The sequence below is a fragment of the Salmonella sp. WC3 genome (assembly GCF_042932255.1).
Lineage (GTDB): Bacteria > Pseudomonadota > Gammaproteobacteria > Enterobacterales > Enterobacteriaceae > Salmonella > Salmonella enterica.
Genome location: NZ_CP170629.1, coordinates 3,870,450 through 3,884,261 on the forward strand (window position 1 = coordinate 3,870,450; position 13,812 = coordinate 3,884,261).

Below are 13,812 nucleotides of genomic sequence, written 5' to 3' on the forward strand. Positions count from 1 at the left end.
CCAAAAAAACGAAGCCGTAATCCGACGCAGGTAGTTACCCGAGCGCCTGAGACGAGTAAAGATCGCACATCTCAAGATACCTATCGGAAGAAAGCGCAATAACCGTGGTGGCGAAATGGATCGGCTTGCCTTCATGCAACACAATCTTAATACCGGCGGCGGCCGGGATGAAGTTAATGCTCTGTGAATGCCAGGTGTTTTCGGCGATATTTGTCCAGGCCGCGAATTTGCCATTACAGAAGCGAATACCTTCACGACTGATGGTGACTGCCGGCTTTGCCGCGCTTAAAAATGAGCAAGCCAGGCGCACAATAAATAACAGACTGCCGCAACAAATAAGCCCCATAAAGACGGCACCGCCAGTTTTGGGCTCCTCGGGATCGGTGGCCATACTCACCGCCAGCGCAATAAAAACTCCCATCATACAAATCCAGAACACAATACCAACCAACGTTTTAGATCTGGAATAATAGATATTGAACTCCACAGGCATGTTTTGCTGGCTGGTTTTTGATACGTACAGTTCCATTGATTCATCCTTGTATAAAAATGTCGTCAGGCGGGTAAACGCTGGGAAAGAAAGTTGAGCAGCAGCGGCTCATTGACGATAGTGGAGCGGTCGATTTTGCAGATCCGGCCCGTAGCGGTGCTAATCATCAGATAGCTCATTGAACTGCCAGCCCCCTCCTCGCGCTGGGTGCGAATACTGGCGATCTGCGCATACGGCACCGCCCGGTTTTTGTGTTCAAGCCGATCCGCCAGCGCGGTCACTTTGCCGAATTTAAGACGTCCATCGGCGGCGAGGCGCGCCCCCAGCGCAGAACCGTGTCGCCGGACAAGTTCAGCAGCCAGTCGGTCGTAAATTCCGTTGCCATCGTTCCAGAAATCAAGGTAGATGACGTACTTCTTGCCGCCACTGTGGCGCAAGATGAGTTTGTCGGATTGGTGGAGCAGACGCATTGATTCAAGCGCATCGTAATGGATAACACGATGCCCAGCCTGCAACGCGGTTTCGGTTAACGTCATCCTGCGCGGCGTAAACAGAACTGTGACGCTGAATTTCCAGATGATAAACAACAGGCCCACCAGTAGCGATATACCGGAAAGCCGATAATTCACGGTGGCTGTTGCTATGCTGAGAATAAAAAAACCGATCCCGATAGCAAACCATTTCAGCTCCGAAAGCGAAAGATGCCGGGTGTATTGACGACTTTCCATGATGGTATGGTATCCCTGATTTTACTGTCGGCGTATTACGTCAGGTTGAGTAAGGAAGCTATATCCGTTATGTTTTAGGTTATATACACTTCATCCTTCAGGCTGCCGGAGCAACTATTGTACGCTCCCGGAGATTAATGAGAGACATCCTGCCTCTCACCGAAGACCAACCACGAGCCTATACACCATTCGGTGTAAATGCCTTTCTCAGAAGTGAACGTCCAGGCGGCTACCGAACCCGAGCGTGATAATAAAGCGACTCGTTGTCATGAGCCAGTCCCTTAGCGACATTGTCCATTTTCGGATGTCGGCCTGAATTGCCAGTCACACGACCTTTTTCACTGACTCGTCCGTCGGAAACACCGTACGCTTTTGATAGCATGTTGGTTATCTATGCCCTGGTTTTTCTTCAGCAGACGATCGAACGGGCTGAGATCTTCAGGTATTTTGAGATTTTGGCCAGTGCATTAGCCAGAGCCTGCAACTGTTTTTCGTCCATAAAGCAACCAGCTTTTAATGTTGAATCGAACATATCAAAATCAGGCAATTACACAATTTTAATTACAGTCTCATTTTGAGTTCGGAAGCATCCGCTCCCCTCTTAATTTTGTTGGGATTTCTCTTTGTTGCGAGCATGGTCTGAACTAATTGCCTGGCTACTTGCCTTGTTTCGTCAATATTTGGAAAATCGAACACATTTCCAACTTTTACTTTCAAGACAGAACTTGGCTTCCTACCCTCACTGACATTACGATCTGACGAGGCTACTCTTCGCTGGATTACGTAGGTTTTTTTCGTCAAACTGGCTTTTACCCCGAAACCAGCAGGAGCTTCTCTGTGGTCATCGAAAACAATGTAGAGTTTTTGAGCTGGGTTAGCTTCGAAAACGATTTTTCCAGAGCGACTGAGTGCAGACTTAACATTGATACTTAACTTGTTGATAATGAAAGGCTGGCTGAGAGTTGTTTTCAAAGTATCACCCCTGTTGTAGTCCAGGAATGATGAGAATGTAACCTGTCACATTTTAGGCTACAGGTGAGCTACAAATTTATGGGTTTATGTGAGTTTATAAGGGTTTTACCTGGGGCCACATGAGCACTTGAAAGAATAAAAAAACGAGTAAAATCAATATGAATGAGTCATTTGATAAGGACTTCTCCAACCACACCCCGATGATGCAGCAGTATCTCAAGCTGAAAGCCCAGCATCCGGAGATCCTGCTCTTTTATCGTATGGGAGACTTTTACGAGCTGTTTTATGACGACGCAAAGCGTGCGTCGCAGTTGCTCGATATTTCGCTGACCAAACGCGGCGCATCGGCTGGCGAACCTATCCCTATGGCGGGTATCCCGCACCACGCCGTAGAAAACTACCTCGCGAAACTGGTCAATCAGGGCGAATCCGTCGCTATTTGCGAACAGATTGGCGATCCGGCCACCAGCAAAGGTCCCGTTGAACGTAAGGTCGTGCGTATCGTTACGCCTGGCACTATCAGCGATGAAGCCCTGTTACAGGAGCGTCAGGATAACCTGCTGGCGGCTATCTGGCAGGATGGTAAAGGCTACGGTTACGCCACGCTGGATATCAGCTCCGGGCGCTTTCGTCTGAGCGAACCCGCCGACCGTGAAACGATGGCCGCAGAGCTGCAGCGCACCAATCCCGCCGAACTGTTGTATGCCGAAGATTTTGCTGAAATGGCGTTAATAGAGGGACGCCGGGGTCTGCGCCGTCGCCCGTTGTGGGAGTTTGAGATTGATACCGCCCGCCAGCAGTTAAATCTGCAATTCGGTACGCGGGATCTGGTCGGTTTCGGCGTCGAAAATGCCTCGCGTGGATTATGTGCGGCAGGCTGCCTGTTACAGTACGTAAAAGATACCCAGCGCACCTCCCTGCCGCATATTCGTTCCATTACGATGGAACGCCAGCAGGACAGCATCATTATGGATGCCGCGACCCGCCGCAATCTGGAAATTACCCAGAACCTGGCCGGCGGTGTCGAAAATACCCTCGCCGCGGTGCTTGACTGTACCGTGACGCCTATGGGTAGCCGAATGCTTAAACGCTGGCTGCATATGCCGGTACGAAATACCGACATATTACGTGAACGCCAGCAGACCATCGGCGCCTTGCAGGACACCGTCAGCGAACTGCAACCGGTGCTGCGTCAGGTCGGCGATCTGGAGCGTATCCTTGCGCGTCTGGCGCTGCGCACCGCGCGTCCGCGCGATCTCGCCCGAATGCGTCACGCCTTCCAGCAGCTGCCGGAATTGCACGCTCAGCTTGAAACCGTTGACAGCGCGCCGGTACAGGCGTTGCGTAAAAAAATGGGCGATTTCGCCGAGCTGCGCGACCTCCTGGAACGCGCCATTATTGACGCGCCGCCGGTACTGGTCCGCGACGGCGGCGTTATTGCGCCCGGCTACCATGAAGAGCTGGACGAATGGCGCGCGCTGGCGGATGGCGCCACCGATTATCTCGATCGTCTGGAAATTCGCGAACGCGAGCGTACCGGGCTGGATACGCTGAAAGTCGGCTATAACGCGGTACATGGTTATTACATTCAGATTAGCCGTGGTCAAAGCCATCTGGCGCCCATCAATTATGTGCGTCGCCAGACGCTGAAAAATGCCGAACGCTACATTATTCCTGAGCTAAAAGAGTATGAAGATAAAGTTCTGACCTCGAAAGGCAAAGCGCTGGCGCTGGAAAAACAGCTATATGACGAATTGTTTGATCTGCTGTTGCCGCATCTGGCCGATTTACAGCAGAGCGCCAACGCGCTGGCGGAACTGGATGTGCTGGTTAACCTGGCCGAACGCGCCTGGACGCTGAATTACACCTGCCCGACATTTACCGATAAACCCGGTATCCGTATTACCGAAGGTCGCCACCCGGTGGTTGAACAGGTACTGAATGAGCCGTTTATCGCTAACCCGCTCAATCTGTCGCCGCAGCGCCGGATGTTGATCATTACCGGCCCCAATATGGGCGGTAAAAGTACCTATATGCGACAAACGGCATTGATCGCCCTGCTGGCCTATATTGGCAGTTACGTTCCGGCGCAAAACGTGGAAATCGGCCCCATCGACCGTATTTTTACCCGCGTCGGCGCAGCGGACGACCTGGCTTCCGGGCGTTCGACCTTTATGGTGGAGATGACCGAAACCGCGAACATTCTGCATAATGCCACGGAAAACAGTCTGGTATTGATGGATGAAATCGGGCGCGGTACCTCTACGTATGACGGGCTGTCGTTGGCCTGGGCCTGCGCGGAGAATCTCGCGAATAAGATTAAAGCGTTAACGCTGTTCGCTACCCACTACTTCGAGCTGACCCAATTACCGGAGAAAATGGAAGGCGTGGCGAACGTCCACCTGGATGCGCTGGAACACGGCGATACTATCGCGTTTATGCACAGCGTGCAGGACGGCGCGGCAAGTAAGAGCTATGGCCTGGCGGTCGCGGCGCTTGCGGGCGTCCCTAAAGAAGTCATCAAACGCGCGCGCCAAAAACTCCGCGAGCTGGAGAGCATCTCGCCCAATGCGGCGGCAACGCAGGTGGACGGCACGCAAATGTCGTTGCTTGCCGCCCCGGAGGAGACATCGCCTGCCGTTGAAGCGCTGGAGAATCTCGATCCGGACTCCCTGACGCCACGCCAGGCGCTGGAGTGGATCTATCGGCTGAAAAGTCTGGTGTAAACGTGTCAGACCCGATAGCACCGCGCTATCGGGTCCACGTCCCGGAACAGGCTTTTCAGGCTGTGACTGTCGTTTCATGTAAATGACGCCAGACTATCCGTTCTCTTTCCCTTTTTAAAATGACCGTCGACCAGCGTACCGTCTCGGCCTGGCCCGGCAGTTGCTGGCGCTCACGATAACGCAGCGCGGCGCCTTCCGGCCACTCCGCCACAAGGTCAATGTGCTCAACCACGATAACCATCCCCGGGCGACACCCGCGCTGCGCCTGGAAAAAAGCGCCAAGCGCCGGATAATCCAGACAAACACCGCCTGGCGTTATCATCGTAAAATCAGCAGCGAAACGCGCTATCAACGCCTCCATGCTCCCCATCCCCTTGCTAAGCCAGTTCTCAATCGCCGCATGGGCGTGAATAATTTCATCTTTATATGGATTCATGGTCTTTCCTTTTTCAGGCACAGAAGTGCTTGTCTATTGTTTAGACAGACAGCGTAAATAAGGGGCAGCAGGGTGATACCGGCGGCGGCAATAAAGGTCCAGCGATAAGCAACCTCAAGCGACATAACGCGCTGGAGCGCATTTAACAGCAGCGTCAACAGCGTCGCGCCAAGGAAAAAGCTGATCTGACGATTAAGATTCCATAGCGCGCTGGCGTCAGGCATGTCCCGGCGAGCAATAGTCAGGAAAGCGCCACTCTGCGCGGTACTGCTGCACAAACTGCCGCCAGCGCCCATTAAGGCGAATATCATCATCAATGTCGCAGGCGTAACGTTAGTTAAAAGCAGTATCCCTGCGGCCTGAAGAAGACAGCCGACGATAATCAGCGGACGCGGCCCAAGCCGATTGAAGTAACGTCCGGTAAGCATAATGGCGACAAATGAAGCGATCGACCAGGGGATCATCAGCGACCCCGCCGCCGCAGGCGATAGCTGCACGACGTTCTGTAGATAAAACATCCCGACCACGCTGATACCAATGAACATACCCGGTACGCACAGATAGACGATCATGGCAAAACGCAGCAGCCTGTCCGTCAACAGCGGCAGATGGAGCAATCTTGCTGACGCCATTGTCGTCGACGCGACGTTCAACCAACGATAAGCGAGCAATAAGGTGAGAACGGCCACCGGCAGCGTGGCAAAGAATATCCAGCGCCAGCCGCACGTTTCCACCAGCAGCCCGCCAATCGCAGGCGAACATGCCGGCGCCAGTAGCGCCACCATCATGACAACCGATGACACGCCAGCGCGTTCATGCGGTTTAAACTGTTGCCAGGTTAACGCCTGACCAACCGGGATCAATAAGCCACCGCCCGCCCCCTGCACAATACGCCAGAAAACAAGGCTGTGTAAGGAATCGGCAAAACCTGCGGCAGCGGCGGCAACGCTAAACAGAATGAGCGAAAATATGATCAGCCGTCGTGCGCCGAGATAACGCGAAAGAAACGCGCTAAACGGAACGATCAGCGTTAATCCTGCGATATAACCGTTACTCACCCATGCCAGCGCCGATATGGACGTATGCAGATCCACGGACATCGCAGGAAAAGCCACGCTGGCAATAAACAGATTAATCAGATCAAGAAAGAAGCCGAGCAGGTAAACCACTGCCACTTTACTGCGATACGTCATTATGCATCCTCCGTCAGAGGCGCTAATGTAGCCGTCCGGAGAAAGCCAGATAAGTCCGCGCTTCAACGATATACTGTCAAAATAATTTTGACAGTAAAGGAGCTCGCCATGCTCAATTTGCAGCGTATATCGCTGTTTATCGCCGTGGTAGATAGCGGCAGCTTCACGGCGGCGGCGGCCGCATTGGGCCAAACAAAAGCGGTAGTGAGTTTTAATATTCGGCAGCTTGAAAAAGAGCTTGGCGTAACGTTATTGCTACGTTCCACCCGACGACTGACGCTCACAGACGCCGGCGTCCTCTTTTACCAAAAAGGCGTGAATTTACTCAACGCAGCGAAAAATTTGCAGGATGAAGTGCGTGCCAGCCATAGTGGGCTGGGCGGCGAGTTACGTATTACCACTACGCCCGAGTTTGGCGAACAGGTGGTCATTCCGGTACTGGCGCAGTTTAGTCAGCGCCATCCCGATCTCCGTATTCGGCATATGTCCTCATCACATCATGCCGATTTAATTGCCGAGCGCTTTGATGTGGCGATTCGGCTTGGCTCGCTGGCCGACTCCCGCTATCGCGCCGCGCTGATATCCCGCTTTACCATTCTGCCGGTCGCCGCGCCGCAGTGGCTCGCCCGCCACCCCGTGTCGTCGCTGGAGTCGTTGGCTCAGGCGGAATGGATTATTCATAAGCGATTACCTACGCCGCTACGGTGGACAGTAACGAATAATCATGGCCAACACTCACGCCTGGAGATAAGCAAAGCCGGCAAAATTTCTGTCGACAGCGCGCGCTCGCTGATGGCCTTCGCTCTCGCAGGAAGCGGCGTCGCATTACTGCCGCAATGGTTAGTCAACACCGCACTGGAGGAGGGAACGTTAATTCACCTGTTACCCGACTATCATTTTCCCCGTCAGGGCATTTATGCCGTTTATCCGGACGCCCGCCATGTATCGACAAAAGTACGCGCATTTATTGATTTTTTACGTTCGCAATGGGATTGCGGGGAGCACGTCCCATCATTGTAGCCAGTCCGGGAGCATTACGCTCCCGGACGGATAATACCGTCTTAATCCTTAACTACCAGCTTGTCTTTGATCCCCTGCGCCTGCCAACGCACCCACAGCATAATTGCCGCCAGAACGACGATCGGCAGTAACGGATCGAGCCAACTGCCGCCGGAACCGAACAGCAGGTTAATCAGCGCCACGCCGGTGCCGCCAATCGCCCAGGCAATGGTCGTCGGTACAGACCAAACCACCATCTACTGTTTGACATCAGAGACGCCCATCATGCGGTTAACCACCCAGAACAGGCTATCGTTGAAGTAGCCGAAGAACAGCGACCCCATCGTTGCGGCCTGAGCGGCAAGCAACATATTGATGCCGGGGATCTGCGCCAGGATCGGCGCGGAAATCGAGGCGGCAGTGATCATCGCCACCGTCCCCGATCCCTGAATCAGGCGTACCAGCGTCGCCACGATAAACGGGATCAGGATCGGCGAGATCGGCAGGTTGGCAACCTGCTCCGCCAGCTGTTGTCCCGCGCCGCTGTCGCGCAGGATCGCGCCCAACGCGCCGCCAGCGCCCGTGACCAGTAAGATAATCCCGGCGCTTTGCAAGCCCTCTTCCAGACGCTCTGCGGTGGTATGTTTATCCATGCGCGGCACCAGCGTATACACCGCCAGCAGAACGCTGATGGCCAACGCGATCACCGGACTTCCCACAAAGTTGATTGCCTGTACCACCGGATGCGTCGCCAGGCCGGACCATCCTTCTACAGTCGCGAGGGTGGAACAGATAGCCTTCAGGAAGATCAGCACGATCGGCACCACAATAGGCAGCAGAGAGAGCGTCAGGCTCGGCAGATCCTTTTGCTCTTTCTCTTTATTGTACTGCTCCAGCGCGGCATTGACTTCATCGGCGTTCAGCGTGAGCGGCACGAAATCAGGGTAGCGTTTATCCAGCCACTGCGCATAGAACACAATGCCGATCACACAGGGCACCGCCAGCGCCATCCCGGTCAATAACATTGCGCCGATGTCGACGTTAAAAATTCCGGCTACCCCCAGCGGACCGGGCGTGGGAGGTACCGTATGGTGAGTGACCACCAGCCCGCCCGCCAGCGCGACGCCCAGCGTCAGTAGCGAACGCTTACCGCTTTTCGCCAGCGCTTTCGCCACCGGATAAAGAATGACAAAAGCGGAATCGACGAAAATGGGGATGCTGACAATATAACCCGTGATCGCCAGCGCCCACTCTTCACGGCGTTTCCCCAGCCATTTGATAAAGCTCCAGGCGATACGCTCCGCCGCGCCGGAAACCTCCAGCAAGCGCCCCATCATTACGCCAAGACCAATCACCAGGCCAATACTGCCCAGCGTCGTACCGAATCCGCTGGTGATGACAGAGAGCGTTTTATCAATGCCCATTCCCCCCAACAGACCGGCGATGCAGGCCGCCGCCAGCATTGCGATCAGCGCATGAACACGGGTGCGTAACACCAGCCATACCAGCACGAAAACGGCAACGATCAGACCGATAATTGGGGTCGGTAAACTTGTCATGACCTCCCCTCCATATCATCTTGTCGAAAGCGTTCGATAATGTCATCGAAGCGTTTATCGGAGACAAAACCTAACGCCAGCGCACGCTGGTTATCGATACGTCCCGGCCAGGAGGCGACAATTTTCTCGACGCCTTCGTCGCGCTGATGCGTAACCCGATCGCGCGCCGCCTGGCCGCCCGCCTGACACAACGTTTCCAGCATCTCGCCCACGGTTACGCTGATCCCGGGTAAGTTGATGCTGCTCGCCTCGCCAGGCGCGGGTAACGTTGCGGCCAGCGACAGGTTATGGATCACCGTCGCCGGGCTGGAAATCCACAGCCGCAAACTTTCCGACACCGGGCAGACGGTCGTCTCGCCCTGCAACGGTTCACGAATAATCGCGCTGACAAAAGAAGAAGCGGCGCGGTTTGGTTTACCCGGGCGAACACAGATCGTCGGCAAACGCAGCGCCAGCCCATCCACATAGCCTTTGCGGGTATAATCGTTGACCAACAGTTCACAGGCGGCCTTCTGCGCGCCATAAGACGAGCGCGGCGTGAGCGCGGTGGTATCGGTGACGCATTCCGGCAGCGTACCGCCATAAACGGCAAGCGAGCTGGAGAAGACAAAACGAATTTTCTGCGGTTGTCGACGACACGCCTCAAGTAACTGGCGGGTAAGATCCAGGTTAACTTTCCATCCCAGATCAAAATCGTCTTCCGCATGACTGCTGACAATCGCAGCGAGATGATAAACAACAGAGGTATTAGCGGTAATCACATTCTCCAGCACGCCCGGCTGGGTTAAGTCAGCTTCCAGGCAGCGTAAACGAGGGGAATCTGATAACCGTGCAGGCATTTTTAAATCAACAAGAAGCAGTTCGTTAAACGCCAGCGATGAGTTTAATAAGGCGCTTGCGAGTTTCTGGCCTAAAAAGCCGCCCCCGCCGGTAATGATAATCTGCATCCGGATGTCCTCTTTATTGTTGTGTAGGGTAGTTCAGGGTTAGCGCCAGGCGTTAAACCAGCCAAGCCCGTCCTGCGTGGTATTCCGTGGTTGGTATTCGCAGCCTATCCAGCCGCGATAACCTACGTCATCGAACAGCCGGAACAGCCATGGGTAGTTGATCTCGCCATCATCCGGTTCATGTCTGTCCGGTAGCGAGGCGATTTGTACATGGGCATAGCGGCCCGCGTACTCGCGAATCAGGTGACTCAAATTGCCATCCACTTTTTGTGCGTGGAAAGTGTCGAGCTGGATGAACACATTCGGGCGGTCAACCTCTTCTGCGATGCCCAGCGCCTGATATTGGCTGGAAAAGAGGTAGCCGGGTTTAACGCCGGGACTCAGCGCTTCGATCAAAATACGTTTATCGTGGGCGGCAAACCGGTCGGCGGCATAACGCAAATTATCGATAAACGTGGCGCGATAACGTGCGCCATCAGCGCCATCCGGCACGACGCCCGCCATGATGTGAACCTGCTCGCATTCCAGCGCCAGAGCGTATTCCAGAGCCAGATCGATATCGGCGCGCGCGTCGTGTTCGCGCCCCGGTAGCGCGGCACGTCCCCACTCGCCCGCCGCGGTATCGCCCGCCGAAGTATTAAACAGCGCCAGCGTCAGATCATGACGCGATAGCTTGGCTTTAATCTCGCTGGCAGCAAAGCCGTAGGGGAACAGAAACTCAACGGCCTGAAAACCGGCTTCGGCAGCGGCGGCAAAACGCTCGGTAAACGGCACTTCGGTAAACATCATCGACAAATTGGCGGCAAAACGCGGCATCGGGTTATCTCCTTAACTGCGCAATTTCTTCGGTGGTTAAATAACGAATCGGGCGTTCGCCAAGGATAAAAATCAGCTTTGCCGTCTCTTCCAGCTCCTCGGTATTATTAGCGGCTTCCTGCAAATTCTCCCCGCACACGACCGGCCCATGATTAGCCAGTAAAAAGGCCTGATGCCGGGCCGCCAGCGCTGCCAAATCGCGGGCAATTCGGTCATCCCCCGGGCGATAGTAGGGAACCAGCGGAATGTCGCCCATCCGCATCACCACATAGGGGGTAAACGGGCGAATCACATTTTGCGGGTCCAGCCCTTCGAGACAGGAAAGCGCCGTTGACCAGGTGCTGTGCAGATGTACCACGGCCTTGCAGCAAGGGTTATTGCGATACAACGCCAGATGAAAACGCACCTCTTTAGACGGTTTATCGCCGCTGAGCCATTCGCCCTGCGGGTCCACTTTGGATAGCCGCTGCGGGTCGAGATTACCCAGACACGAACCGGTGGGCGTCGCCAGAATATTGCCGTCCGGCAGTAACAGAGAGAGGTTGCCTGCCGAGCCGGTGGCATAGCCGCGCTGGAAAAACGAGGCGGCTATCCTGACCATCTCTTCTCGCAAAGCGTGCTCTTCTTTTGCCAGTATCGTCATACCTGAAACTCCCTTTGAGCGCGGATGAAAAAGGATTCATCGCCAAAATTACCTGACTTTAGCGCCAGCGAGACTGGCGCATGGAGCGCGTTGACCCACGGCACGCCGGGTGAAATGCACGGTCCGATGTGAAAACCGGTAATACCGAGGCTTTGCGTCACCACGCCCGAGGTTTCGCCGCCCGCCACAATAAACCGGGTGATACCGCCTTCCGCTAAGCGAGCAGCCAGCAGGGAAAAGAGCGCCTCTACCGCATGGCTGGCTTCGGTAGCGCCATATTGCTGCTGGATGGCGGCCAGCGCCTGCGTGGAGGCGGTGGCGCTAATCATTGGCGCCAGTTCGCTGTCCTGACTGAGCACCCACTGCGCCAGCGCTTCAGCGTAGGCCTCGCGCGTCTCGGATGACAGGCAGCGCGCCACATCAACGTCGCGTGTGGGAGCATGTTGTCGATAGAAAGCCACCTGCTGATTCGTCATTTGCGAACAGGAACCGGAAAGCACCACCGCGCGACCGCTCAGCGGATAGCCTGCGGAACGGGCCTGAGAAACGCCGTGCTTCGCCCACTGACGCGCCAGCCCCATTGCCAGCCCGGAACCGCCGGTCACCAGCGGGACATCACGCAAAACCTCGCCCTGAATTTCCAGGTGTCGCTCATTGAGCGCGTCAAGTACCGCGTAGCGATATCCTTCCTGCTGTAAACGCGACAGCGCCGCACGGGTCGCGGCAACGCCTTCATCAAGCGTCTGAGCCGGAATAACGCCGCAGCGCTCTTGCGCCTGCGCTTCCATCAGACGCGGCAGGTAGCTGTCGGTCATCGGATTGATAGGGTGGTGGCGCATACCGGACTCCGCCAGCAAGTGGTTCATGACAAACAGATAGCCCTGATAAACCGTGCGTCCGTTAACCGGCAGCGCGGGAGAAATCACGGTAAATGAGGTATCCAGCGCCACCATCAGCGCGTCGGTGACCGGGCCGATATTGCCTTCGGCGGTACTATCGAAAGTCGAGCAATATTTGAAATAGACTTGCTGGCAGCCCTGTTTTTCTAGCCATACCAGCGCCGCCAGCGATTGTTTTATCGCCTCTTGCGCCGGGCATGAGCGGGTTTTCAGGCTGATAACCACCGCGTCGCATCCTTCCGGTTGCGTCCCGGTTGGAACATCATTGATCTGCACTGTCGGCATCCCGTTTTCGACCAGAAAACTGGCGATGTCAGTCGCGCCGGTAAAATCATCGGCAATGACGCCAATTTTTAACATGACGGCTCCTCAGGCGTGACGCCAGGCAGAGTAATCCCCGAGAAAATTTTGATCACAGCGCTGTCATCCTCTTTGCCATAACCGGCGTTACTGGCGCTGGTGAACATATTTAACGCCGTAGAGGCCAGCGGTAAGGGGAAGCGCAGCGCTTTCGCCGTGTCGGCAACCAGCCCCAAATCTTTGACAAAAATGTCGACGGCCGAACGCGGGGTATAGTCGCCGTCAACGACATGCTGCATACGGTTTTCGAACATCCAGGAGTTGCCGGCGGCATGGGTCACGACGTCATACATCACGTCCAGAGGAATACCGGCCCGCGCGGCCAGCGCCATCGCTTCGGCCGCCGCCGCAATATGCACGCCAGCCAGCAGTTGATGAATGATTTTGACGGTTGAGCCTGCGCCCGGCGTATCGCTGATGCGATAAACGTTGCTGGCAACGGCGTCCAGCACAGGCTTCAGGCGGGTAAACGCCGCCTCGCTCCCGGAGGCCATCACCGTCATTTCGCCCTGCGCCGCTTTTACCGCGCCGCCGGAAACCGGCGCATCCAGCATGTTAAGATTCAATGCCGTCAACGCCGCGGCGATCTCTTGCGCGTCGGCGCTTGAGATCGTGGACGAAACCATCACCGCGCTTCCGGGTTTCATCAGATGGGCGACGCCATCCTCACCGAATAACACCTGTCTGACCTGGGCGGCATTGACGACCAGAATGACTAACGCATCCACGACGCCGGCGAACTCCCTGGCGCTGGCGGCAGCCCCACAAGCCCCTTCAGCGAGAAGATTCGCGCACGATTGCGGGTTAAGATCGGCCCCCCATGTGGAAAGCCCGGCGCGCAGGCATGAACGCGCAGCGCCCATTCCCATTGAGCCAAGCCCCACAATGCCGACATGAAAATCAGTTCCTGTTGTCATTATCACTCCATGTTAATTTACGTGATATTATGTTTTGTTATGTGAATATAGGCGTTTTTGTAAACAATTGCGGTGAGTTGTTTCACAAAAAATAACAAAATGTGTTATTTTTTGTGAAGGCAATCCT

Annotated in this window: 11 protein-coding genes and 2 pseudogenes; 2 read left to right on the top strand and 11 right to left on the bottom strand. The window is 55.2% G+C overall.

Translation table 11 applies throughout. The features are described 5' to 3' along the window. Positions 1-34: 34 nt before the first annotated feature. From ACFK9X_RS18960 to ACFK9X_RS18970, 3 genes and pseudogenes are all read right to left on the bottom strand, one after another. Positions 35-529, bottom strand: coding sequence for a hypothetical protein (locus tag ACFK9X_RS18960; RefSeq protein WP_151117343.1), 495 nt, complete (start codon positions 527-529; stop codon positions 35-37). 26 nt (positions 530-555) lie between these two features. Next, the gene (locus tag ACFK9X_RS18965; protein ID WP_079916208.1) at positions 556-1,218 is read right to left on the bottom strand and encodes a hypothetical protein; all 663 of its coding nucleotides are present in this window, start codon (positions 1,216-1,218) and stop codon (positions 556-558) included. Between the two features lie 573 nt (positions 1,219-1,791). Next, positions 1,792-2,190, bottom strand: a pseudogene (locus tag ACFK9X_RS18970) (cytoplasmic protein); the annotation flags it as partial. A 158-nt stretch (positions 2,191-2,348) separates the two neighbouring features. Here ACFK9X_RS18970 and mutS point away from each other — a divergent pair. Continuing rightward, a complete protein-coding gene (gene mutS, locus ACFK9X_RS18975; RefSeq protein ID WP_001005807.1) occupies positions 2,349-4,916 on the top strand; it encodes a DNA mismatch repair protein MutS in 2,568 nt (855 codons plus the stop codon). Between the two features lie 55 nt (positions 4,917-4,971). Here the strand turns inward: mutS and ACFK9X_RS18980 are convergent, their stop codons facing one another. Beyond that, the gene (locus tag ACFK9X_RS18980) at positions 4,972-5,352 is read right to left on the bottom strand and encodes a DUF4440 domain-containing protein (RefSeq protein ID WP_151117345.1); all 381 of its coding nucleotides are present in this window, start codon (positions 5,350-5,352) and stop codon (positions 4,972-4,974) included. Beyond that, positions 5,349-6,545 (bottom strand): MFS transporter, encoded by a 1,197-nt coding sequence (locus ACFK9X_RS18985; protein WP_151117347.1) that lies wholly within the window; start codon positions 6,543-6,545, stop codon positions 5,349-5,351. The genes ACFK9X_RS18980 and ACFK9X_RS18985 overlap by 4 nt, the downstream gene beginning before the upstream one ends. A gap of 87 nt (positions 6,546-6,632) precedes the next feature. On the opposite strand from ACFK9X_RS18985, the gene ACFK9X_RS18990 reads away from it, so the two are divergent. Beyond that, positions 6,633-7,565 carry a LysR family transcriptional regulator gene (locus tag ACFK9X_RS18990; protein ID WP_151117349.1) on the top strand — a complete coding sequence of 311 codons (933 nt, stop codon included), beginning with the start codon at positions 6,633-6,635 and terminating at the stop codon, positions 7,563-7,565. A gap of 41 nt (positions 7,566-7,606) precedes the next feature. Here the strand turns inward: ACFK9X_RS18990 and ACFK9X_RS18995 are convergent. The 6 genes and pseudogenes from ACFK9X_RS18995 to ltnD all read right to left on the bottom strand — a co-directional run bounded on the left by ACFK9X_RS18995 (position 7,607) and on the right by ltnD (position 13,685). Continuing rightward, positions 7,607-9,103 (bottom strand): annotated as a pseudogene (locus tag ACFK9X_RS18995) (GntP family permease). Beyond that, positions 9,100-10,050 (bottom strand): D-erythronate dehydrogenase, encoded by a 951-nt coding sequence (gene denD, locus ACFK9X_RS19000; protein WP_151117351.1) that lies wholly within the window; start codon positions 10,048-10,050, stop codon positions 9,100-9,102. The pseudogene ACFK9X_RS18995 and the gene denD overlap by 4 nt, the downstream one beginning before the upstream one ends. Positions 10,051-10,089: 39 nt before the next feature. Beyond that, on the bottom strand, positions 10,090-10,866 hold the full coding sequence (locus tag ACFK9X_RS19005) for an HPr family phosphocarrier protein (protein WP_001136942.1): 777 nt from the start codon (positions 10,864-10,866) through the stop codon (positions 10,090-10,092). Between the two features lie 4 nt (positions 10,867-10,870). After that, positions 10,871-11,509 (bottom strand): aldolase, encoded by a 639-nt coding sequence (locus tag ACFK9X_RS19010; RefSeq protein WP_000153636.1) that lies wholly within the window; start codon positions 11,507-11,509, stop codon positions 10,871-10,873. Beyond that, positions 11,506-12,768, bottom strand: coding sequence for a 3-oxo-tetronate kinase (otnK, locus tag ACFK9X_RS19015; protein WP_151117353.1), 1,263 nt, complete (start codon positions 12,766-12,768; stop codon positions 11,506-11,508). Before otnK ends, ACFK9X_RS19010 begins: the two co-directional genes overlap by 4 nt. Further along, on the bottom strand, positions 12,762-13,685 hold the full coding sequence (ltnD, locus tag ACFK9X_RS19020; protein WP_000206967.1) for an L-threonate dehydrogenase: 924 nt from the start codon (positions 13,683-13,685) through the stop codon (positions 12,762-12,764). Before ltnD ends, otnK begins: the two co-directional genes overlap by 7 nt. Positions 13,686-13,812 lie beyond the last annotated feature (127 nt).